The sequence below is a fragment of the Gordonia sp. NPDC003504 genome, from assembly GCF_053587995.1.
Genome location: NZ_JBSFPC010000009.1, coordinates 196,244 through 218,387 on the forward strand (window position 1 = coordinate 196,244; position 22,144 = coordinate 218,387).

20 protein-coding genes are annotated in these 22,144 nt (G+C 67.0%); 18 read left to right on the forward strand and 2 right to left on the reverse strand.

Features of this window, described 5'->3' with window-relative positions; translation table 11 throughout:
• Positions 1–174 precede the first annotated feature (174 nt).
• Positions 175–600, reverse strand: a complete 426-nt coding sequence (locus tag ACWDPV_RS17465) for a DUF1844 domain-containing protein (protein ID WP_449743998.1) — start codon at positions 598–600, stop codon at positions 175–177.
• A 286-nt stretch (positions 601–886) separates the two neighbouring features.
• Here ACWDPV_RS17465 and infC point away from each other — a divergent pair, with 286 nt between their 5' ends.
• The 18 genes from infC (at position 887) to tyrS (ending at position 21,695) form a co-directional block, all read left to right on the forward strand.
• The gene (gene infC / locus ACWDPV_RS17470; protein ID WP_348810013.1) at positions 887–1,507 is read left to right on the forward strand and encodes a translation initiation factor IF-3; all 621 of its coding nucleotides are present in this window, start codon (positions 887–889) and stop codon (positions 1,505–1,507) included.
• Between the two features lie 110 nt (positions 1,508–1,617).
• Positions 1,618–1,812 (forward strand): 50S ribosomal protein L35, encoded by a 195-nt coding sequence (rpmI, locus tag ACWDPV_RS17475; protein ID WP_012834577.1) that lies wholly within the window; start codon positions 1,618–1,620, stop codon positions 1,810–1,812.
• A 39-nt stretch (positions 1,813–1,851) separates the two neighbouring features.
• A complete protein-coding gene (rplT, locus tag ACWDPV_RS17480) occupies positions 1,852–2,232 on the forward strand; it encodes a 50S ribosomal protein L20 (RefSeq protein WP_238423314.1) in 381 nt (126 codons plus the stop codon).
• A gap of 52 nt (positions 2,233–2,284) precedes the next feature.
• A complete protein-coding gene (locus tag ACWDPV_RS17485; RefSeq protein WP_348807492.1) occupies positions 2,285–3,088 on the forward strand; it encodes a TrmH family RNA methyltransferase in 804 nt (267 codons plus the stop codon).
• 85 nt (positions 3,089–3,173) lie between these two features.
• Positions 3,174–4,496 (forward strand): acyltransferase family protein, encoded by a 1,323-nt coding sequence (locus ACWDPV_RS17490; protein WP_348807491.1) that lies wholly within the window; start codon positions 3,174–3,176, stop codon positions 4,494–4,496.
• A 138-nt stretch (positions 4,497–4,634) separates the two neighbouring features.
• The gene (pheS, locus tag ACWDPV_RS17495; RefSeq protein ID WP_348807490.1) at positions 4,635–5,717 is read left to right on the forward strand and encodes a phenylalanine--tRNA ligase subunit alpha; all 1,083 of its coding nucleotides are present in this window, start codon (positions 4,635–4,637) and stop codon (positions 5,715–5,717) included.
• Positions 5,718–5,763: 46 nt separating this feature from the next.
• On the forward strand, positions 5,764–8,241 hold the full coding sequence (pheT, locus tag ACWDPV_RS17500; protein WP_449743999.1) for a phenylalanine--tRNA ligase subunit beta: 2,478 nt from the start codon (positions 5,764–5,766) through the stop codon (positions 8,239–8,241).
• A gap of 51 nt (positions 8,242–8,292) precedes the next feature.
• The gene (gene argC / locus ACWDPV_RS17505) at positions 8,293–9,330 is read left to right on the forward strand and encodes an N-acetyl-gamma-glutamyl-phosphate reductase (RefSeq protein WP_449744000.1); all 1,038 of its coding nucleotides are present in this window, start codon (positions 8,293–8,295) and stop codon (positions 9,328–9,330) included.
• Positions 9,327–10,568 (forward strand): bifunctional glutamate N-acetyltransferase/amino-acid acetyltransferase ArgJ, encoded by a 1,242-nt coding sequence (gene argJ, locus ACWDPV_RS17510; RefSeq protein ID WP_449744001.1) that lies wholly within the window; start codon positions 9,327–9,329, stop codon positions 10,566–10,568. The genes argC and argJ overlap by 4 nt, the downstream gene beginning before the upstream one ends.
• The gene (gene argB, locus ACWDPV_RS17515; RefSeq protein WP_449744002.1) at positions 10,565–11,524 is read left to right on the forward strand and encodes an acetylglutamate kinase; all 960 of its coding nucleotides are present in this window, start codon (positions 10,565–10,567) and stop codon (positions 11,522–11,524) included. Before argJ ends, argB begins: the two co-directional genes overlap by 4 nt.
• Complete coding sequence (locus ACWDPV_RS17520) at positions 11,521–12,717, forward strand: acetylornithine transaminase (RefSeq protein WP_449744003.1); 1,197 nt, start codon at positions 11,521–11,523, stop codon at positions 12,715–12,717. Before argB ends, ACWDPV_RS17520 begins: the two co-directional genes overlap by 4 nt.
• A complete protein-coding gene (gene argF, locus ACWDPV_RS17525; protein WP_449744004.1) occupies positions 12,714–13,637 on the forward strand; it encodes an ornithine carbamoyltransferase in 924 nt (307 codons plus the stop codon). Before ACWDPV_RS17520 ends, argF begins: the two co-directional genes overlap by 4 nt.
• On the forward strand, positions 13,634–14,143 hold the full coding sequence (locus tag ACWDPV_RS17530; protein WP_348807483.1) for an arginine repressor: 510 nt from the start codon (positions 13,634–13,636) through the stop codon (positions 14,141–14,143). The genes argF and ACWDPV_RS17530 overlap by 4 nt, the downstream gene beginning before the upstream one ends.
• A gap of 109 nt (positions 14,144–14,252) precedes the next feature.
• Complete coding sequence (locus ACWDPV_RS17535) at positions 14,253–15,455, forward strand: argininosuccinate synthase (RefSeq protein ID WP_449744005.1); 1,203 nt, start codon at positions 14,253–14,255, stop codon at positions 15,453–15,455.
• Complete coding sequence (gene argH / locus ACWDPV_RS17540; protein WP_449744006.1) at positions 15,448–16,890, forward strand: argininosuccinate lyase; 1,443 nt, start codon at positions 15,448–15,450, stop codon at positions 16,888–16,890. Before ACWDPV_RS17535 ends, argH begins: the two co-directional genes overlap by 8 nt.
• A gap of 148 nt (positions 16,891–17,038) precedes the next feature.
• Positions 17,039–20,065 (forward strand): AMP-binding protein, encoded by a 3,027-nt coding sequence (locus tag ACWDPV_RS17545; RefSeq protein WP_449744007.1) that lies wholly within the window; start codon positions 17,039–17,041, stop codon positions 20,063–20,065.
• 62 nt (positions 20,066–20,127) lie between these two features.
• Positions 20,128–20,340, forward strand: a complete 213-nt coding sequence (locus tag ACWDPV_RS17550; RefSeq protein WP_348807477.1) for a Trm112 family protein — start codon at positions 20,128–20,130, stop codon at positions 20,338–20,340.
• The gene (gene tyrS, locus ACWDPV_RS17555; RefSeq protein WP_449744008.1) at positions 20,337–21,695 is read left to right on the forward strand and encodes a tyrosine--tRNA ligase; all 1,359 of its coding nucleotides are present in this window, start codon (positions 20,337–20,339) and stop codon (positions 21,693–21,695) included. The genes ACWDPV_RS17550 and tyrS overlap by 4 nt, the downstream gene beginning before the upstream one ends.
• Positions 21,696–21,789: 94 nt before the next feature.
• Here the strand turns inward: tyrS and ACWDPV_RS17560 are convergent.
• Positions 21,790–22,144 (reverse strand): hypothetical protein (locus tag ACWDPV_RS17560; RefSeq protein WP_449744009.1); only part of this gene is annotated, 355 nt, incomplete at its 5' end.

The window sequence follows — 22,144 nt, forward strand, 5'->3', positions numbered from 1 at the left end:
GCAGCGTCATCGACCCCAATGTCAGACTGGCGCGCCCGACGGGCGAGGGCTACATCCGTACCGCCGGGTTGTTCGGCGATCATCTCGGAACTCGGAACCGAACTTGCCGCCGCCGGCGTCGCACCCGGCGCATATGCCGTGGCCGAATTGCCGGTCCGCTCACACCGGTGAGAGCTACCGCCGCCGATCACGCACCGGGCCGGTGTACTTCTCACCGGGGCCCTCACCCGGCTCATCCGGGTAGGCGCTCGCATCGCGAAAGGCGAGCTGCAGTTGCTTGAGGGCTTCCCGGACCGGTGCGGCATGGATGCCGAGGTCCGGCTTCGCCGCGTCGACGAGCCCGGCGAGCGCGGTGATCAGGCGCCGCGCCTCGTCGAGGTCGACGTCGGACCCACCGGCACCCAACTTCTCCGCAGCCGCGCTCATCAGCATGAACGCGGCCTTGGTGATCACCTCGATCGCCGGAATATCGGCCAGGTCGCGGACGTTCTCGTCGATGGCATTGGAAGTGTTCTCGGCGGTCCGGCCGTCACCTGGATTCTCGTCGACAACCCCGCTACCAGCGGCGTCGTCGGAGGGCGAATAGGTATTTCCGGTCATGACTGTTAGACTTCCATAGCACGACCGCCCTGGTACGCCGGGGTAGCAAGTGGAGTTCGGCTCCCACCGCTACGACGCGATCCCGCAGAAGCGATTCTGACAGACGCAGTTGTACGGTCCGGTCCAGCGGTTTCACCGCGCGTTGAGCGTGAATGTAATCGTCCGATGCTGTCATCGGTGGACCGGTCGGTGATGGAGCCCTGCCGACGATCCGTGAGGATCGCGAGCGGGGCTTTTTGCTGAGGCGAATTCCTCCTGCGCCCGACACACCCGCGGCGGCCGACCTATTCGGAATTATCAAGGAGGCCCCATCAGCACTGAGACCCGCATCAACGAGCGCATCCGCGTCCCGGAGGTCCGACTCGTCGGACCGAATTCGGAGCAGGTGGGCATCGTGCGTGTTGAAGATGCGCTCCGCCTGGCCTACGAGGCCGATCTGGATCTGGTCGAGGTCGCACCCGACGCCCGTCCGCCGGTGTGCAAGATCATGGACTACGGCAAGTTCAAGTACGAAGCCGCTCAGAAACAGCGCGAGGCGCGTCGCAATCAGCAGATGACCGTCATCAAGGAGCAGAAGCTCCGCCCGAAGATCGACGACCACGATTACGAGACCAAGAAGGGTCACGTCATCCGGTTCCTGAAGGACGGGTCCAAGGTGAAGGTCACCATCATGTTCCGCGGTCGTGAGCAGTCACGCCCCGAACTCGGATTCCGGCTCCTGCAGCGACTCGGCAACGACGTCGCCGACTACGGGTTCATCGAGACCTCGGCCAAGCAGGACGGACGGAACATGACGATGGTCCTCGCCCCCCACAAGGGTGCGAAGACCCGCGTCAAGGCGCAGCAGCAGTCCCAGCGTCCCGCCCGGGAAGCCAAGGACGCCGCCGCACCCGACGCCGCGAGCTAGTCGATACCGATCGCCGGCCGCGTCCGCAGGCCGGCGACGGCCAGACCACTGCGAACGTGAGCACACCCGCCGACGCGGGTGGCTCCCGCTCGCTCGAATGAAGGAAAGACATGCCAAAGAGCAAGACCCACAAGGGCACCGCGAAGCGTTTCAAGGTGACCGGCAGCGGCAAGATCGTGCGCCAGAAGGCCAACCGTCGCCACCTGCTGGAGCACAAGTCCTCGCGTCGTACGCGTCGCCTCGACGGCACCACCGTCGTGAGCGAGAACGATGCGCCGCGCATCAAGCGCCTGCTGAACCGCTGACGCTGCGCCCAGACCACTACCGAAGAAGAGGATTGACCAATGGCACGCGTAAAAAGGGCCGTCAACGCCCAGAAGAAGCGTCGTTCAACCCTGGAGGCATCCAAGGGTTACCGCGGACAGCGTTCGCGCCTGTACCGCAAGGCCAAGGAGCAGCAGCTCCACTCGCTGACCTACGCCTACCGGGACCGTCGCGCCCGCAAGGGTGAGTTCCGCAAGCTGTGGATCGCGCGCATCAACGCCGCGGCCCGCGCCAACGACATCACCTACAACCGCTTCATCCAGGGCCTCAAGGCAGCTGGTGTCGAGGTGGACCGCAAGGTGCTCGCCGACATCGCCGTGACCGACCCGGAGGCCTTCACCGGTCTCGTCGAAGTTGCTCGCAAGGCGCTGCCCGCCGACGTCAACGCGCCGGCTGCCTGATCAGCCACCGCGCAACCGACACCGACCCGCGAGAGATCGACGGACGACTCTGATGGAGATCCTGTCCGAACGATCCTCGCGGGTCGTGTCGTATGCCAAGTTGCATCGTTCCGCGGTGCGTCGCGCCGAGCAGCGATTCCTCGTGGAGGGTGCCAATGCGGTTGTCGCTGCGCTCGACACCGATCGAGCAGATCAGATCCTGGTGCGCGATTCCGACGAGGACCGATTCTCCGACATCCTGATTCGCGCTCGCGGCGCCGGAATCCCGACCGCCGGGTTGACCGAACGCGCCGCACAGAAGCTGTCGGAGACCACCACGCCGCCGGGCATCTTCGCCGTGTCCAGGCTCCTCGACGCCGATCTCGACGACGTGCTCGCCGGCGCGCCCCGACTGCTCGCGGTCGCCGTCGAACCCCGTGAGCCGGGCAACGCTGGGACGTTGATCCGCACTGCTGATGCCATGGGTGCCGACGCCGTGCTCCTGCTCGGCGACGCCGTCGACCCACATAACGGCAAGTGCGTTCGCGCCAGCGCCGGAAGCGTCTTCCACCTACCCGTCGTGCGGCATCGAGACATCGCCGGGACACTGAAAGCATTGCAGGACAAGGGGATTGTCTTGCTCGCGACGGCCGCCGACGGTGAACTCGCCCTCGACGACGCAGCCGAGGTGCTGCGTGGTGCGGTGGCCTGGCTGTTCGGCAACGAGGCGCACGGCCTGCCCGACGACGTCGCGACGCTCGCCGACCAACGGGTCTTCATCCCAATCCGGGGCCGCGCGGAGAGTCTGAATCTTGCTGCGGCCGCGTCGATCTGCCTCTACGAGGGTGCACGGATCCAGGCGCGTCACCCGTCCTGACGGCCATCGCGGGCGCGCGGCAACTGCGCTGAAATGCGTGTAATCACTCATGCCGTGCGGCTACGGTGTGCCGAGAATCGACCGGGTGAACAGTACGAACATCTCCCGGCAGATGCCCGACGCGAGTGACCTCGACCGACTCTCGGCCGGCCGTGACCGCGTCGTCGATCTGGTCCGGATCGTCTCCCTCGTCGTGGTGATCGTCGGACACTCCTTGATGCTGACCGTCGTCACCGACGCCGGCCGGATCTCGCTGGGCAACACCCTCGCTGCGGTGCCGGTCCTGCAAGCACTCACCTGGGTGCTGCAGATAATGCCGCTGTTCTTTTTCGCCGGTGCTGCGGCCGCGACGTACGGGTGGCGATCCGGTACGACGCCGGGGCAGTGGCTTCTCGGACGTGCGCAACGGCTGCTGCGCCCGCTTGTCTGGTACCTGGCGTTCGCGGGCTCGACGGTCGCGATCCTGCAACTGGCCGGGCTCGACGCCGCCGCCGGGGTGACGGCGGGATTGTCGGTCCAACTCCTGTGGTTCCTCGGTGCCTACCTGCTCGTGCTCGCGGTGGTGCCACTGCTGCAACAGATCACGACCACTCGGCATCTGATCGTGGCGGTCGCCTGCTGTCTGGCCGCGATCGGGACGGTCGACGCCGTGCGGCTCACCGTCGGTCCCGCGTGGCTGGGGTACCTGAACTTTCTGATCGTGTGGATGTTGCCGGCCATCTTCGGCGTCACCTACGCCAAGCGACTGGTGACGAGTCGCTGGGCCGTCGTGGTCGCGGCGATCGCGTTCCTCGCCGACATCGTCCTCGTCGCCGTCGGACCCTATGAACTGTCGATGGTGACGGTGCCGGGGCAGCATCTGTCTAATATGAGCCCGCCGACGCTGCTGCTCGCCGGTCATGCGGTCACTCTGGGTGCCCTGGTCACCGCTCTTCGCGGACCGTTGGCGCGGTTGACCATGCGACCGCGACTGTGGTGGTGGGTCGCCATGGGCAATCGGGGAGCGATGACGCTGTACCTGTGGCACCTTCCGGTGCTGGCCGCGATCATCGCCGGGGGGATCGCGTTGGGTCTGGAGCGTGATCCGTCGAGCCCGACGTTCGTGCCGACGATCATCGCCGAGACCGTGGTGTTGGTGACTCTCATGATCGTGGTGACCGCCGTGCTCAGCCCGCTGGAGAACCGGCGGCTGCCGTGGTGGGATGCCACCCTGGAACGCTCGGCGTCGGCCGGTCGTGATCTCGCGATGCTGCTGTGCCTCGTGGTCGTCGCCGCGTCACTATTGCTGCTCGCCCACGACGGCATTCTCATCGGGTGGTACTGGATCGCGGTGGCGGTGGCGGCGGCAATCGGTGCGCGCTCGCTCGCGATCCTGCGTTCCCCTCGCGAGTTCGCGCCGATCTCCTGAGCGGATCCCTGCAGGTCGTCCCGATCGGCGGGTCGACTACCCTCGAAGGGAATCATCGCAGCCGCTGACGGTGTGTTTCGCCCGTACGCAAGCGATCGAGGAGTCTGTCCGACACGCGATACGAGGAGTCCGCCAGCCGTGGCACCTTCCGGCAAAGAGCAGGGAAAGTCCGAGCAACCGACCACCGATCTCCGTTTTCCCGAGCAGCACGAGCTCGATGACGCGGCCGCATCAGCGATCGCTGCGTTTGATGCGGCCGCGGACCTCGATGCGATCGCGGCGGCCAAGACCGCTCATCTCGGAGATCGGTCGGCGATTGCACTCGCCCGGCGCGCGCTGGGCAGCCTCCCCAAGGATCAGCGATCGGCCGCGGGCAAGCTCGTCAACGAGGTGCGCGGTCGCGTGAGCTCCGCACTCGACGCCCGGATCGTCGTCCTGGAGGCCGAGCGTGACACCGCGGTCCTCGTCGCCGAGTCGGTGGATGTCACCCTGCCGTCGCGGCGTCGCCCCGCCGGTGCCCGCCACCCGATCACGGTGATCGCCGAGCAGGTGGCCGACGTGTTTGTCGGTATGGGGTGGGAGATCGCCGAAGGCCCGGAGGTCGAGACCGAGCATTACAATTTCGACGCCCTCAACTTCCTTCCGGATCATCCGGCCCGGTCGATGCAGGACACCTTCTACATCGCACCCGAGGGATCCCGTCAGGTGCTGCGCACCCACACCTCGCCGGTCCAGGTGCGCTCGATGCTCAACCGCGAGGTGCCGATCTACGTGGCGTGCCCGGGACGCACCTTCCGCACCGACGAACTCGACGCCACCCACACGCCGGTGTTCCACCAGATCGAGGGGCTCGCCGTCGACAAAGGCCTCACCCTCGCCAATCTGCGCGGCACCCTGGAGGTGTTCGCGCGGGCCCTGTTCGGCCCCGAAACCACCACCCGCATGCGCGCGAGCTACTTCCCGTTCACCGAGCCGTCGGCCGAGGTCGACGTGTGGTTCCCCGGCAAGAAGGGCGGGCCCGGCTGGGTCGAATGGGGTGGCTGCGGCATGGTGAACCCGAATGTGTTGCGCGCCAGCGGAATCGACCCTGACGTCTACTCCGGCTTCGCGTTCGGCATGGGCCTCGAACGCACCCTGCAGTTCCGTAACGACATCTCCGACATGCGGGACATGGTCGAGGGGGACATCCGTTTCTCCCTCCCGTTCGGCCCTGCGGCCTGAGCCGCTTCTCCCACCGCCCAACGATCGATGAAAGCAGCTGACTGACGTGCGTGCCCCACAGTCCTGGTACACCGAGGTGCTTCGCGCCGGCGACCCGACCTGGTCGGCGACCACCGAGCAGATCGACGCAGGCTTCGTCCGCGTCGGATTCGAGATCGAGGACATCGATCCGTTCCCGGAGATCACCGGACCGCTGGTGATCGGCCGGGTGCAGACGATCACCGAACTGACCGAGTTCAAGAAACCCATCCGCTACTGCATGGTCGAGGTCGGTGAGGCCGAGCCACGCGGGATCATCTGTGGTGCACGGAATTTCGCCGAAGGTGACCTGATCGTCGCGGCATTGCCCGGAACCGTGCTGCCGGGTCCGTTCGAGATCACCGCGCGCAAGACCTACGGACACACCTCCGACGGGATGATCTGTTCGGTTTCCGAGATGGGTATCGGCACCGACCATGCGGGCATCCTCGTCCTCGCCCCCGGCACCGCCGAGCCCGGTGCCGACGCGCGTGAGGTCCTCGGCCTCGACGACGCCGCCATCGACGTCAACGTCACCCCCGACCGCGGCTACGCCTTCTCCATCCGTGGACTCGGTCGCGAACTCGCCGGCGCCTTCTCGGTGCCGTTCGTCGACGTCGGACTCCCCGGCGAGCCGCTCGCGGCCGGCGACGACGAGCCCTGGCCGGTGGCGATCGATGCGGCGTCGCAGGCCACCCGCTACACCGCGCGCCTGCTCACCGGCGTGGACGCCCGCTCGGTGTCACCGTGGTGGGTACAGAAACGACTCATGGTCGCCGGTGTGCGACCGATCTCGGCAATCGTCGACGTCACCAACTACGTGATGCTCGAACTCGGACAACCGCTGCACGCGTTCGACGCCGACAAACTCACCGGCACGATCACCGTCCGCAACGCTGTCGCGGGGGAGAAGCTGACCACCCTCGACGGCGTCGTGCGTGAGCTCGATCCGGAGGATGTCGTCATCGCCGACGACAGTGGTCCCATCGCGCTGGCCGGACTCATGGGTGGAGAGGCCACCGAGGTGGGTCCCGAGACCACCCGGGTGCTACTGGAATCGGCCACCTTCGATCCGGTTCGGGTGTTCCGTACCGGCAAACGCCACAAGCTGACCTCGGAGGCCACCAAGCGCTTCGAGCGGTCGGTCGATCCGGAGGTCACCGTCGTCGCGTCCGACCGCGGTGCATCGCTCATCGTCGACCTCGCCGGCGGTCGGGTTGCCGGACCGTTGTCGGAGGCCCGCGTGGACATCCCCGCGCCCGCGCCGATCGACATCGCCGCCGACGAACCCGACCGCACCGCGGGCATCCCGTATCCGGTGGGCACCACCGAGGCCCGGCTGACCGAGGTCGGTTGCGTCGTCACCGGCACCGATCGGCTCTCGGTGACGCCGCCCTCCTGGCGACCGGACCTGCGTCAACGCGCGGATCTCGTGGAGGAGGTGCTGCGTCTCCAGGGTCTGGAGGACATCCCGGCCATCCCGCCGCGCGCGCCGGCTGCCGGGACCGGCCTGACGCCGCAACAGCAGCGTCGTCGCAGTATCGGTCGCACCCTGGCCCTCGACGGCTACGTCGAGGTGTTGCCTTACCCGTTCATGCCGGCCGGTGTGTTCGATGTGTGGGATCTGCCCGCCGACGACGAGCGTCGCAAGACGGTGAAGGTGCTCAATCCGCTCGAGGCAGACCGGCCCGAGCTGAATACCACCTTGTTGCCGGGGTTGCTGGAGATGGCCGGACGCAACATCGCCCGCGGGCAGCGGGATCTGGCATTGTTCACCGTGGGTCAGGTCGTCATCGCCGGTGACCATGTCGCCCCGGTCGGCGCGCTCGATGTGACGCGACGCCCGACCGAGGAGGAGATCGCCGCACTCGACGCCTCCCTCCCGCTTCAGCCGCTGCACGTCGCCGCAGTGCTGGTGGGTCAGCGTGATCCGGCCGGACCATGGGGTCCGGGTCGTCCGGCCGACTACCTTGACGCGTTCGAGGCCGCCCGTGCCGTCGGCCGTGCCGCGGGCGTGACCGTCGACCTGTCCGCAGCCGATGAGCGCCCATGGCATCCGGGCCGCTGCGCTCGGCTCACCGTTGACGGCGTGACCGTCGGCTTCGCCGGTGAACTCCATCCGGCCGTACTCGAACGCTCCGGACTGCCCAAGCGGACCTGTGCGGTCGAGGTCGACGTCGATGCCCTCCCGCTGGGCGTGGTACTTCCGGCACCTCGCGTCAGTGTGTTCCCGGCGGTACTGCAGGACGTCGCGGTCGTCGTGGCCGCCGATGTTCCGGCCGGGGTGGTCGCCGAGGCGCTCCGGTCCGGTGCCGGAGATCTGCTCGAGTCCATCGAACTCTTCGATGTCTTCACCGGCAGCCAGGTCGGCGAGGGTCACAAGTCGCTGACCTTCGCCCTGCGATTCCGTGCGCAGGACCGTACGCTCACCGAAGACGAGGCCAACGCAGCCAAACTCGCCGCGGTGGAGAACGCCGGCGATCAGGTGGGAGCGCGCTTGCGCTGAGGCGCCCCTACCCCTGGTGAATTGATTTGCAGCGTCATGCATAATGATTGCATGACGATCAAGGTGGCGGTCGCCGGTGCGAGTGGCTACGCGGGCGGGGAGATCCTGCGCCTGCTGTGCGGACATCCCCGACTGCATTCCCGGGACCTCGAGATCGGCGCGTTGACCGCCGGCGGCAACGCGGGCAGCACGCTCGGCTCACAGCATCCACACCTGCTTCCGTTGGCCGATCGGGTGCTCGAGGAGACCACCCCGGAGATCCTCGCCGGACACGACGTGGTGTTCCTCGGGTTGCCGCATGGCACCTCCGCGGCGATCGCCGACGCACTGCCGCCGACCACCCTGGTCATCGACTGCGGTGCCGATTTCCGGCTGCGTGACCCGGCCGACTGGACGACGTACTACGGCGGCGATCACGCCGGTACCTGGCCGTACGGTCTGCCGGAGCTCCCGGGCAACCGGGAGGTGCTGCGCGACGCAAGTCGTATCGCGGTGCCCGGCTGCTATCCGACGATCTCGATCCTGTCGCTGCTGCCCGCCGTGGCCGCGGGACTGATCGAACCGGCCGTCACCGTCGTCGCGGTGAGCGGAACCTCCGGCGCCGGCCGTGCGCCGAAGGTCGACCTGCTGGCCTCCGAGGTCATCGGATCGGCCCGGGCCTACGGCGTCGGCGGAGTCCATCGGCACACCCCGGAGATCGCTCAGGCCTTGTCGGCGGCCGCGGACATCCCGGTCAGCGTGTCCTTCACCCCCGTCCTCGTACCGATGTCCCGCGGCATCCTCGCCACCTGCACCGCCCGCACGGGCGCGAGCGCCGACGAGGTCCGTGCCGCGTACGACAAGGCTTACACCGACGAACATTTCATCCACGTCCTGCCCGCCGGATCGTTGCCGACGACCGGTTCGGTGATCGGCTCCAATGCGGTTCAGCTGGCCGTGACGGTCGACGAACGGGCGGGCACGCTCGTCGCCGTGGGTGCGGTGGACAACCTGACCAAGGGCACCGGCGGCGCCGCCGTGCAATCGATGAACCTGGCGTTGGGCTGGGATGAGGCAGAAGGGCTGAGCACCGTGGGGGTGGCACCGTGACCACATCGGACGACCGGATCGTCGGGGGAGCACCGATCGAAGGCCCGCGGTTGCTGCGTGAACAGGGGGTCACCGCGCCGCTCGGCTTCCGGGCCGCCGGTATCGCGGCCGGGATCAAGGCGTCGGGCAAGGCCGATCTCGCGCTCGTGTTCAACGAGGGCCCCGACTACTCCGCCGCGGGAGTTTTCACCCGCAATCAGGTGAAGGCCGCACCGGTGTTGTGGTCGCAGCAGGTACTGACCACCGGACGTCTGCGCGCGGTGATCCTCAATTCCGGTGGAGCGAACGCATGTACGGGTCCGGGCGGTTTCCAGGACACCCATGCCACCGCCGAGGCCGTGGCCGACGCCTTGAGCAACTGGGGTACCGATACCGGTGCGGTCGAGGTTGCGGTCTGCTCGACCGGCCTCATCGGTGATCGCCTGCCCATGGACAAGGTCCTCGCCGGGGTCACCGAGATCGTCCACGAGATGGGTGGTGGGCTCTCCGGCGGAACCGACGCCGCTTACGCCATCATGACCACCGACACGGTGCCCAAACAGGCTGCGCTGCATCATCCGCAGGGGTGGAACGTCGGTGGGATGGCCAAGGGCGCCGGCATGATGGCGCCGTCGCTGGCGACGATGCTGTGCGTGCTCACCACCGATGCCCGCGCCAGCGCCGAACAACTCGACACCGCACTGCGGCGCGCCACCGCAGCAACGTTCGACCGACTCGACATCGATGGTTCGACCTCGACGAATGACACTGTGCTACTGCTCAGTTCGGGTGCCAGCCAGATCCCGGTCGAGCAGGACGACCTCGATGCCGCCGTCCTGGCCGTCTGCGATGATCTTGCGGCACAACTCATGGCCGACGCCGAGGGCGTCACCAAGCGGATCCTGATCACGGTCGCCGGGGCGCGCACTGAGGACGACGCGATCACCATTGCCCGGGTCGTCGCCCGGGATTCGCTGGTGAAGACCGCACTGTTCGGTTCCGATCCCAACTGGGGCCGGGTACTGGCGGCCGTCGGCATCGCGCCGGTCCCGATCGAGCCGGACCGTATCTCGGTGTCGTTCAACGGACATGCGGTGTGTGTCGACGGAACCGGTGCCGAGGGTGCACGCGACGTCGATCTGTCGGCTGTCGATGTCAACGTCCGGATCGAACTGGGGCTCGGTGAGGCGAGTGCCACCATCCGCACCACCGACCTCTCGCACGCCTACGTCGAAGAGAACTCGGCGTACTCCTCATGAGCGACAACGGGATCGATCACTCCGACCTGCCGGCCATCGACAAGGCGACCGTGTTGGCAGAGGCTCTTCCGGCCCTGCAGGCGCTGGCCGGCGCGACCGTCGTCGTCAAGTACGGCGGCAACGCGATGGTCGACGAGGATCTCAAACGCGCCTTCGCCGCCGACATGGTGTTCCTCCGCGCGTGCGGTATGCATCCGGTGGTCGTTCACGGTGGGGGGCCGCAGATCTCGGCGATGCTCTCCCGATTGGGTCTGTCCGGCGAATTCCGGGGCGGCTTCCGCGTCACCACACCCGAGGTGATGGATGTCGCCCGGATGGTGCTCTTCGGTCAGGTCGGGCGTGAACTGGTCGGACTGATCAACGCACACGGTCCGTATGCGGTGGGGTTGACCGGTGAGGACGCGCACCTGTTCACCGCGACCCGCCGCAGCGTCCTCGTCGAGGGTGTGGCCACCGACATCGGTCTGGTCGGTGACATCACCTCGGTGAACACCTCGGCTGTACTCGATCTCGTTGCGGCCGGCCGGATTCCCGTGGTCTCCACGATCGCACCCGATCGCGACGGCGTGGTCCACAACATCAACGCCGACACCGCCGCCGGCGCCCTCGCCGAGGCTCTCGGCGCGTCGCGACTGGTGATGCTCACCGACGTCGAGGGGCTCTACACCGACTGGCCGGACCGTTCGTCGCTGGTCTCGCAGATCGGCACCGACGCCCTGACGCGACTCCTGCCAAGCCTGGATTCGGGCATGGTTCCCAAGATGGAGGCCTGCCTGCGGGCCGTCGCCGGTGGGGTGAGCCGCGCCCACGTCATCGACGGGCGGGTACCCCACGCGGTCCTCGCGGAACTGCTCACATCGAGCTCCGCGGGCACCACCGTTGTGCCCGGTGACGTCGACTCCGATTCTCCCACAGCAACTCTCACCCAAACCGGAACGAAGGCCGAGCACTCATGACCACCCCATGGCAGCAGCGCTGGACCTCGGCGTTGATGAACAACTACGGCACCCCGCCGATCACACTCGAACGGGGTGAGGGCGCCTACGTGTGGGACGCCGACGGCCGGCGCTACCTCGACTTGCTGGGTGGTATCGCGGTCAACGCACTCGGCCACGCCCACCCGGCCATCATCGACGCGGTGTCGACGCAGTTGCAGACGCTCGGGCATGTCTCCAACCTCTATGTGAACGAGCGGGTGGTCGAACTCGCCGAAGCCCTGCTCGACAGGTTCGGGCATCCGGGCCGGGTGTTCTTCTGCAACTCGGGCACCGAGGCCAACGAGGCCGCGTTCAAGCTCGCGCGCCGCACCGGCCGTCGGCAGATCATCGCCGCCGAGAAGGCATTTCACGGCCGGACCATGGGCGCCCTGGCGATGACCGGGCAACCCGCCAAACGCGAACCGTTCGAGCCGATGCCCCCGGGGGTCGACTTCGTGCCCTACGGCGACGTCGCGGCACTCAAGGCGGCCGTCGGCGAACAGACCGCGGCGGTCATTCTCGAGCCGATCCTGGGGGAGGCGGGCGTGGTGGTTCCCCCCGCCGATTACCTCGCGCACGCCCGCCGGATCACCGCGGAACACGGGGCCTTGCTGATCCTCGACGAGGTGCAGACCGGGATCGCCCGCACCGGAACCTTCTTTGCACATCAGCAGGTGGGTGTGGTGCCGGACGTGATGACCTTGGCGAAAGGGCTCGGCGGCGGGTTGCCGATCGGTGCGTGCGTGGCCACCGGTCCGGCAGCCGAGTTGTTCACTCCCGGCCAGCACGGCACCACGTTCGGAGGCAATCCCGTCTCGGCCGCCGCCGCGCTCGCGGTCCTGGGTGAGATCGAGAAGCAGGGTCTCGTCGATCACGTTGCGGCCGTCGGGAAATCGATTGCCACCGGCATCGAGGATCTGGGCCATCCGCAGATCTCGCACGTGCGGGGTGCGGGACTGCTGCTCGGAATCGTGCTCAACGCGCCGCTGGCCGCCGGCACCGAGGCGGCGGCCCGGGACGGTGGATACCTCATCAACGCGCCGGCACCCGACGTGCTGCGACTGGCTCCACCGCTGATTCTCACCGAACAGCAGGGCGCCGATTTCGTCGCCGCCCTGCCCGGTTTCCTGGACACCGCGGCGGCCGCCGCCGACCGGAAGGAGCAGTCGTGACCCGGCACTTCCTGCGCGATGACGACGTGACACCCGACGAGCAGGCGCAGATCCTGGCGATCGCCGCCGAGGTGAAGGCCAACCCGTACGCCTTCCGGCCGCTGGAAGGACCGCGCGGGGTCGGCGTCATTTTCGACAAGAACTCCACCCGCACCCGGTTCTCCTTCGAGATGGGCGTCGCGCAGCTCGGTGGACACGCCGTCGTCGTCGACGGCCGGACCACCCAACTGGGCCGCGACGAGTCCCTCGCGGATACCGGTCGGGTGTTGTCTCGATTTGTCGAGGCCGTCGTGTGGCGGACCTTCGGACACGAACGTCTCGAGGAGATGGCCGCCACCGCGACCGTCCCGGTGATCAACGCACTGTCGGACACCTTCCACCCCTGCCAGGTGCTGGCCGACCTGCAGACCATCATCGAGCGCAAGGGCCGCACCGCCGGGCTGAAGATGACCTACCTCGGTGACGGCGCCAACAACATGGCGCACTCGCTGGCTCTGGGCGGCGTCACCGCCGGAATGCACGTCACGATCAGTTCGCCGCTCGGCTTCGAACCCGACCCGCAGGTGATCGCCGACACCGAGAAGCGTGCCAACGTCACCGGCGGCTCCATCAGCGTGATCGGTGATCCGCAGCGGGCGTCCACCGGCGCCGACGTGCTCGTCACCGACACCTGGGTCTCGATGGGGCAGGAGGACGACGGTAAGGACCGCAAGGCGCCCTTCCTGCCGTATCAGATCAACTCCGAACTCCTCGCCGTCGCCGACCCCGAGGCGATCGTGCTGCACTGCCTGCCCGCGCACCGCGGCGACGAGATCACCGACGAGGTCATCGACGGCCCGGCCAGCGTCGTGTTCGACGAGGCGGAGAATCGGTTGCACGCCCAGAAGGCGCTGCTCATCTGGCTGTTGGAGCGATCGTGACGGCCTCCAGCGAACACCACCCGGTGACCCGGCTGGCGTCCACCCGGGCGGGCCGGCACGCGCTGATCGTCGAGATCCTCGCGAAGAATCAGGTGCGCAGTCAGTCCGAACTGCAGCAGCTGCTCTCCGCGCAGGGCATCGACGCCACCCAGGCGACGATCTCCCGCGACCTCGACGAGCTCGGAGCGGTCAAACTCCGCGCGGCCGACGGCGGCGTCGGCGTGTACGTGGTGCCCGAGGACGGATCGCCCTTGCGCGGGGTGTTCGGCGGCACCGACCGTCTCGCGCGGCTCCTGTCGGAGTTGCTCGTCTCGACCGACAGCAGCGGCAACCTGGCGGTGCTGCGGACCCCACCGGGCGCTGCGCACTACCTCGCCAGCGCGATCGACCGCGCCAGCCTGCCCGACGTCGTCGGCACGATCGCCGGCGACGACACGATCTTCGTCTGCGCCCGCGACCCCATCGACGGCGCCGAACTCGCCCGACGAATCGAGGGTCTCGTGTGATCGGCTGACCCAACTCCCGAAACCACCAGACCCCACCTCCGCACCCGAAGACCACATACATCGCGTCCGACGACGGACGCGCACCCACGAAACAGGAGCTCACATCACCATGGCCGATCGCGTCGTACTCGCATACTCAGGCGGACTGGATACCTCGGTCGCCATCAGCTGGATCGCCAAGGAGACCGGCAAGGAGGTCGTCGCCGTCGCGCTCGATCTCGGGCAGGGCGGCGAGGACATGGAGGTCGTGCGCCAGCGTGCCATCGACTGTGGCGCCGTCGAGGCGGTGCTCGTCGATGCCCGCAATGAGTTCGCCGACGACTACTGCCTGCCCGCCATCACCTCCAACGCCCTCTACATGGACCGGTACCCGCTGGTCTCGGCCCTGTCGCGGCCGCTGATCGCCAAGCATCTGGTGACCGCCGCGCGTGACCACGGCGGCACGGTCGTGGCCCACGGCTGCACCGGCAAGGGCAACGATCAGGTGCGCTTCGAGGTCGGATTCGCCTCGCTGGCACCAGAACTCGAGGTCATCGCGCCGGTCCGCGACTACGCGTGGACCCGTGAGAAGGCGATCGCCTTCGCCGAGGAGAACGCCATCCCGATCAACGTGACCAAGAAGTCCCCGTTCTCGATCGACCAGAACGTGTGGGGCCGCGCGGTCGAGACTGGATTCCTCGAGGACCTCTGGAATGCGCCGACCAAGGACGTCTACTCCTACACCGACGACCCGACCATCAACTGGCAGTCGCCCGACGAAGTGATCATCTCCTTCGACAAGGGACGCCCGATCGCGATCGACGGCCGCCCGGTGAGCGTGCTCGATGCCATCGAGGAACTCAATCGACGCGCCGGCGCCCAGGGCGTGGGTCGTCTCGACGTCGTCGAGGACCGGCTCGTCGGCATCAAGAGCCGTGAGGTGTACGAGGCGCCCGGCGCGATGGTGCTCATCACCGCGCACGAGGAACTCGAGCACGTCACCCTTGAACGTGAACTGGGTCGCTACAAGCGGCGTACCGACCAGAAGTGGGCCGAGCTCGTCTACGACGGACTGTGGTTCTCGCCGCTGAAGCGCTCCCTGGACGCCTTTGTCGACTCCACCCAGGAGCACGTCACCGGCGACATCCGGCTCACTCTGCACGGCGGGCACATCGCCGTCAACGGACGTCGCAGCCCCGAATCGCTCTATGACTTCAACCTCGCCACCTACGACGAGGGCGACAGCTTCGACCAGTCCAACGCCCGCGGGTTCGTCGAACTGCACGGACTGTCGTCCAAGATCGCGGCGCGACGGGACCTGATCGGTGAGTGACACCGGAGCCGGCGGCACCAACGAAGGGTCGCTCTGGGGCGGTCGCTTCGCCGACGGCCCGGCCGCGGCGATGGCGGCGCTGAGCAAGTCCACCCAATTCGACTGGGTGCTGGCGCCTTTCGACATCCGGGCGTCCAAGGCACACGCCCGGGTGCTGAACACCGCCGGACTGCTCGGTGACGACGATCTGGCCGCGATGCTCGACGGCCTCGATCGGTTGGCCGCCGACGTCGCCGACGGTTCCTTCGGTCCGGCACCCACCGACGAGGACGTGCACGGAGCCCTCGAACGAGGACTGATCGAGCGTGTCGGCCCGGAACTCGGCGGTCGGTTGCGGGCCGGGCGGTCGCGAAATGACCAGGTGGCGACGCTGTTTCGGATGTGGGTCCGTGACGCCATGACGCGGGTGGCAACCGGCGTGCTCGATGTGGTCGAAGCCCTGATGGGGCAGGCGATCGCGCACCCGGATGCGGTGATGCCCGGCAAGACGCACCTGCAGGCCGCCCAGCCGGTGCTGCTGGCCCACCATCTGCTGGCCCATGCCCAACCGCTGATCCGCGATGTCGACCGACTCGCCGACGCCGATCGTCGAACTGCGGTGTCCCCGTACGGTTCCGGCGCACTGGCCGGATCGTCGCTGGGACTGGACCCGGGCGCCATCGCCATCGAGTTGGGGTTCGACGCCCCCGCCGAGAACTCGATCGACGCCACCTCCTCGCGTGACTTTGCCGCCGAGGCGGCCTTCGTCTTCGCGATGATCGCCGTCGACCTCTCCCGCCTGGCCGAAGAGGTCATCCTCTGGAGCACACCGGAATTCGGTTACGTCACGCTGGCCGATGCGTGGTCGACGGGCAGCTCGATCATGCCGCAGAAGAAGAATCCGGACGTCGCCGAACTCGCCCGCGGTAAGGCCGGGCGCCTGATCGGGGACCTGACCGGACTGATGGCCACACTCAAGGCCCAGCCCTTGGCCTACAACCGTGACCTCCAGGAGGACAAGGAACCGGTCTTCGACGCGGTCGCGCAGCTCGAACTACTGTTGCCCGCGATCACCGGGCTCGTCGCCACACTCGAGTTCCACGAAGACCGCATGGCCGAGCTTGCACCCGCCGGGTTCACCTTGGCCACCGACATCGCCGAATGGCTGGTGCGACAAGGTGTGCCGTTCCGTGTCGCGCATGAGCTCGCCGGGGCGTGTGTGCGTGAGGCGGAGAGTCGGGGAGTGGGTCTCGATGGTCTCGACGACGCGGCGTTCGCCGCCATCGATCCCGCGTTGACGCCCGACGTCCGCGAAGTCTTGTCGGTGCGGGGTTCCATCGAATCCCGCGACGCGCACGGCGGCACCGCCTCCGACCAGGTCCGTCGACAGCTGGGTGTGCTGGGCGATGTGGTGGCCCGGCAACGTGCCGACTGGGCGGGGCGCACCCTCCAGTGATAATCCGCGTTTGTCCACACGCGGTCGAGTAGAGTGAGGGCCACACTGGTGGGCGGTGTCTGTGATGGTGCCCTGGTGATGCCTGATCGGGGGACACGGCACACCTGACGCACGTGCGGGTACCTCCGAATGAGGGGAGGCCGAAGACATGGTCGGTATCGGCGGACTGCCGGATGTCGGCGCGATGGTCGGAAGGGTGGTCGCGACAGCGCAGAACGGACTCGAGGTCCTGCGGCTGGGCGGCCTGGAGACGGGCACGCTGCCGGCACCGTTCGCGGTCGTGGAGACCGAGAAGATGTTCCGGCTCCGCAAATACTTCCCCGACGACACCGGCGGCCCCAACGTGGTGTTGATTCCACCGATGATGGTGTCCGCCAACGTCTATGACGTCACCGAGCGCAATGGTGCGGTATCCATCCTGCATCGACACGGCATTACCCCCTGGGTCATCGACTTCGGCTCGCCAGACTCCGAAGAGGGCGGGATGGAGCGCAACCTCGCCGACCACGTGGTGGCCGTCAGCCGAGCGATCGATCAGATCATCGAGTCGACCGGTAAGGACGTCCACCTCGCCGGCTACTCGCAGGGCGGGATGTTCGCCTACCAGACGGCCGCGTTTCGGCGGTCGCGTGGCCTGGCCAGTCTGATCACGTTCGGGAGTCCGGTCGACGTGCTGGCCGCCCTGCCGTTGGGGCTGCCGGCCGGGTTGGTCGTCCCCGGCGCGGAGATCCTCGCCGATCGCGTGGTCGGCAACCTCTGGGTGCCGGGGTGGTTGGCGCGCTTGGGATTTCAGATGCTCGATCCGGTCAAGACGGCACGAAGCCGCATCGACTTCCTGCGCCAACTGCACGACCGGGACGCGCTGCTGCCCCGGGAGGACCAGCGCCGATTCCTCGAGTCCGACGGATGGGTGGCGTGGTCCGGACCGGCGATCGCGGAGTTGCTGCGCCAATTCGTGGTGCACAACCGGATGGTCTCGGGTGGCTTCGTGATCAACGGAGAGGTGGTCACGCTGTCTGAGATCACCTGTCCCACTTTGGCATTCGTCGGGGAAGCCGATGACATCGGGCAGCCGGCCGCGGTCCGGGGCATCGTGCGGGCCGCTCCGGACTCACGGGTCTATGAATCCCGGGTTCCGGTAGGACATTTCGGGCTCGTCGTCGGTAGCACGGCTGGAGCGCAGACGTGGCCGATCACCGCGGAATGGATCGAGTGGCAGTCCGGACTGCGTGAACAACCCGATCGCATCGAGCCGATGGTGCTCGGCGAACCCGGTCATGGCAGCGGCGTGAGCCTGGCGTCGCGGCTCACGCACGGGCTCGGTGCGGTCGCCGACGCCGGGGCGGGTCTGTCGCGCGACATCGTCGAATTGGCGACGACGTTCCAGCGCTCGTCGCTCGCGGTGGCGCAGGAGTCCGTACGGACGGTGCCACGCTTGTTCCGCCTCGGTCAGATCCAGCCGGGCACCCAGATCTCGCTCGGAAAATTGATGTCGGAGAACACCAAACGAGGTGCCGGCAAGGAACTGTTCCTCTTCGAGAACCGCGTGCTGACACACGCGCAGGTCAACACCCGCATCGACAACGTGGTCGCCGGACTCATCTCATGCGGTATCCGTCCGGGCCAACACGTCGGCGTCCTGATGGCCACACGCCCGAGCGCACTCGTCGTGGTCGCGGCACTGTCGCGGCTGGGGGCGGTCGCGGTGCTGTTGTCGGCCGACGGTGACATCCCCGAGATGCTCCGCCTGACCGACTGCATCGTGGTGATCTCCGATCCGCACCACGTCGACATCGTCGCCGACCATGCCGAGCGCGTCCTGGTGCTCGGTGGCGGTAGCGGCGACTCACGAGTCATCGACGGTGCCGACGGTCGACAGGTGATCGACATGGAGCAGATCGATCCGGAATCGGTGCCGGTACCCGCCTGGTACCGCCCCGATCCTGGACTCGCCGGCGATCTCGCATTCATTCTGTTCACCCGCGCCCAGGGCAATCTGGCGGTGTGGCCGATCACCAACCACCGGTTCGCGATGTCGGCATTCGGCGCCGCGTCGGCGGCCGGATTGACCGACCGCGACACCGTCTACTGCCTACCGCCACTGCACCATGCGTCCGGCCTGCTGACCACCCTCGGCGCGACCGTCGTCGGCCGCTCACGCATCGCGCTGTCCAATGGCATCGATGCGGAGACGTTCAGCACCGAGGTCCGCCGGTACGGCGTCACGGTGGTGTCCTACACCTGGACGATGATGCGCGAAATCGTGCGATCACCGGACTTCCACATCAACGAACACAACCCGATACGCCTGCTCATGGGTTCGGGAATGCCCACCGGACTCTGGAAGGACGTGCTCTCGAGTTTCCCGCGAGCCCGCGTTCTCGAGTTCTTCGCGACGGCGGACGGATCGGCGATCCTGGCCAATGTGTCCGGCGACAAGATCGGATCGATGGGCCGCGCACTCCCCGAGACCAACCCGGTGCAGATCGCCGCGATCGACCTCGACCATCGTCGCCTCGCGGTTGGCGGGAACGGCTTCGTCCGGCGCGCGGAGGTCGGCGAGGTGGGACTTCTGTTGGCGCGCACCCCATCCCGCCTGGACACCTCGGCAACCGTGTTGCGGGACGTCTTCGCATCGCGGGACCGCTGGGAGGTGTCGGGTCACCTGTTCTACCGCGACGCCGACGACGACATGTGGTTCATGGGGTCGACCGACGCCAGGGTGCGCAGCTCCGACGGTGTCGTCTACCTGCCGCCCATCGAGCAGGCACTGTCTCGGATGGAGGCCGTCGACCAGGTTGTCGCCTACGGGGTCGGCGAAGTGGAGAACGGCCTCGCAGTGGCTGCGGTCACCTTGCGAGACGATGCCCGGGCCGACTCGCTCACCGTGACGCAGTTGCGCGTGGCATTGGGCGCTCTGCCTGCGGAGAGTCGGCCGCACCTGATCCACGTCGTGGACGACATTCCCGTGTCCGATTCGTATCGTCCGCTGAGCAACGAGCTTCGACGCGCGGGGGTTCCGCGGCCCGGGCCCAAGGTCTGGTATCGCGACGATGATGGCCGGTACCGCAGATACACGAGGTCGGCGGCCGCCAAGGTTCCGTGGGGACGCCGGGACGATGACCGGGCCGGTGCGGGTGCCGGTGCCGAGGTCTCGGCGACCGCGGGGGCATGATTGACGGTGACCGATGGCGCCCGTCCAACGGTGCCGAGGCAAGACGAGAGGACTCACACAGGATGTCGCGTGCGGAGGCGATCAACCCGATCGTGCGGGAACGGCTGGTCTGCCCACAGGATCACGGACCGTTGCTCGACGCGGGAGACGATCTCTACAACCCTCGTCTACGGGTCGCCTATCACATCGATGCGGACGGCATCCCGGTCATGCTGGCCGACGAGGCACGGTCCGTCGACGACGCCGAGCACAACCGACTCACCGCCGGGTCGTGACATCGTCGATGCCCGATGCGGTCGGCCTCGGTGCGGGTGACAAGATCGACGTCGTGAGTGCTGAGAAGTCGCAGACGCCCGCGGTGACCACCGACATCATCGACGAACTGCAGTGGCGCGGGCTCATCGCGCAGTCCACCGATCTGGAGGAACTCAGGTCGGTGTTGTCGGCCGGACCGGTGACGCTGTATGCGGGCTTTGATCCGACCGCGTCGAGCCTGCACGCCGGGCATCTCGTGCCGTTGCTGACTCTGCGGCGGTTTCAGCTCGCCGGGCACCGCCCGCTGGTCCTCGCCGGCGGTGCGACCGGGATGATCGGCGACCCGCGGGACGTCGGCGAGCGGACGATGAACTCCGCCGATGTCGTGCGTGGATGGGCGGACCGGATCGGTGGCCAGCTGCGGCGTTTCGTCACTATCGACGATTCGGCCAACAGCGCCGTACTGGTCAACAATCTCGACTGGACCGCCGAGATGACCGTTATCGACTTCCTCCGCGACCTCGGCAAGCACTTTTCGGTCAACGTGATGCTCGCTCGGGAAACCGTCAAGCGCCGGTTGGAGAGCGACGGCATCAGCTATGCCGAATTCAGCTACATCCTGTTGCAGTCCAATGACTTTCTCGAGCTGCACCGTCGTCACGGTTGTACGTTGCAAATCGGTGGGTCGGATCAGTGGGGCAACATCATCGGCGGGGTCGACCTGGTCCGGCGAGTCGACGGTGATTCGGTGCATGCCATGACGGTGCCGTTGGTGACGTCATCGGACGGCAAGAAGTTCGGCAAGTCCACCGGTGGTGGAAGCCTGTGGCTTAATCCGGAGCTGACCAGTCCTTATGCCTGGTACCAGTACTTCGTGAACACCGCGGATGCCGATGTGGTGCGGTACCTGAGGTGGTTCACGTTCCTCACCCGGGACGAGATCGCCGAGCTCGAGCAGGCGACCGTCGACACGCCGCATCTACGCCTCGCGCAGAAGCGGCTTGCCGCCGAGATGACCACGCTCATCCATGGATCGGCCAACACCGCCGCCGTTGAGCTTGCGAGTCAGGCATTGTTCGGACGCGGCGACCTGCATGAACTCGACGAGGCAACGCTGGCCGCCGCTCTCGGAGAGACCACGATCGCCGAGTACACGGATTCGGCGCCGACGATGGTCGAGCTCCTGGTGGATACCGGTTTGTCCGACAGCAATAAGGCAGCTCGACGTGCCATCGGCGAGGGTGGCGCCTACGTGAACAACACCAAGATCACCGATGCCGACTGGCGCCCGGGTGCCGGCGATGCGTTGCATGGCCGGTGGTTGGTGATTCGGCGCGGCAAGAAGAGCTTCGCCGGTGCGACAATCTCCCTCTGACCAGCTGATTTGACGTGTTGTTCGCGTCTGTGTAACTTTCTTGTTGCACCGCAGAGAGCAACTCCCCCGGGGCCGACAAGGAATCGGGGGGTGTTCAGTGTCTTCCCTCTACGTGAGGGGAGTCGTACTCTGGGATGTAGCCGGAAGCCGGCAGGCGCGACTTGCGCCCGCGGAACATGGCTGGTAGCCTGGAAAAGTTGCCCGAGCGCGGGTGGCAATTCTGGAAATAGAACTGGCTCATCGGTGTTCGCCCTGTGTGGGTGGTGTTGGTGGGTGTGTGTTCTTTGAGAACTCGATAGTGTGTTGGTGGATTGTTTGGTGCCATTTTTTTGAATGGTAGTGAACAAATTTTTGTTTTTGATGCTGCCCTGCGTGTTGTGGGGTGGTGTTTGTGAGTTTGTTTTTTGCCAGTTTTTTGGATTTTTTTGGTCAGGTTCTTTTGTCTCTCT

What these genes read in the sequence shown, in the direction of transcription:
- ACWDPV_RS17465 (WP_449743998.1), bottom strand. Translation starts at nt 600, where the DNA reads ATGACCGGAAATACCTATTCGCCCTCCGACGACGCCGCTGGTAGCGGG.
- rpmI (WP_012834577.1), top strand. Translation starts at nt 1,618, where the DNA reads ATGCCAAAGAGCAAGACCCACAAGGGCACCGCGAAGCGTTTCAAGGTG.
- rplT (WP_238423314.1), top strand. Translation starts at nt 1,852, where the DNA reads ATGGCACGCGTAAAAAGGGCCGTCAACGCCCAGAAGAAGCGTCGTTCA.
- ACWDPV_RS17485 (WP_348807492.1), top strand. Translation starts at nt 2,285, where the DNA reads ATGGAGATCCTGTCCGAACGATCCTCGCGGGTCGTGTCGTATGCCAAG.
- argC (WP_449744000.1), top strand. Translation starts at nt 8,293, where the DNA reads ATGACGATCAAGGTGGCGGTCGCCGGTGCGAGTGGCTACGCGGGCGGG.
- argB (WP_449744002.1), top strand. Translation starts at nt 10,565, where the DNA reads ATGAGCGACAACGGGATCGATCACTCCGACCTGCCGGCCATCGACAAG.
- ACWDPV_RS17520 (WP_449744003.1), top strand. Translation starts at nt 11,521, where the DNA reads ATGACCACCCCATGGCAGCAGCGCTGGACCTCGGCGTTGATGAACAAC.
- ACWDPV_RS17535 (WP_449744005.1), top strand. Translation starts at nt 14,253, where the DNA reads ATGGCCGATCGCGTCGTACTCGCATACTCAGGCGGACTGGATACCTCG.
- ACWDPV_RS17545 (WP_449744007.1), top strand. Translation starts at nt 17,039, where the DNA reads ATGGTCGGTATCGGCGGACTGCCGGATGTCGGCGCGATGGTCGGAAGG.
- ACWDPV_RS17550 (WP_348807477.1), top strand. Translation starts at nt 20,128, where the DNA reads ATGTCGCGTGCGGAGGCGATCAACCCGATCGTGCGGGAACGGCTGGTC.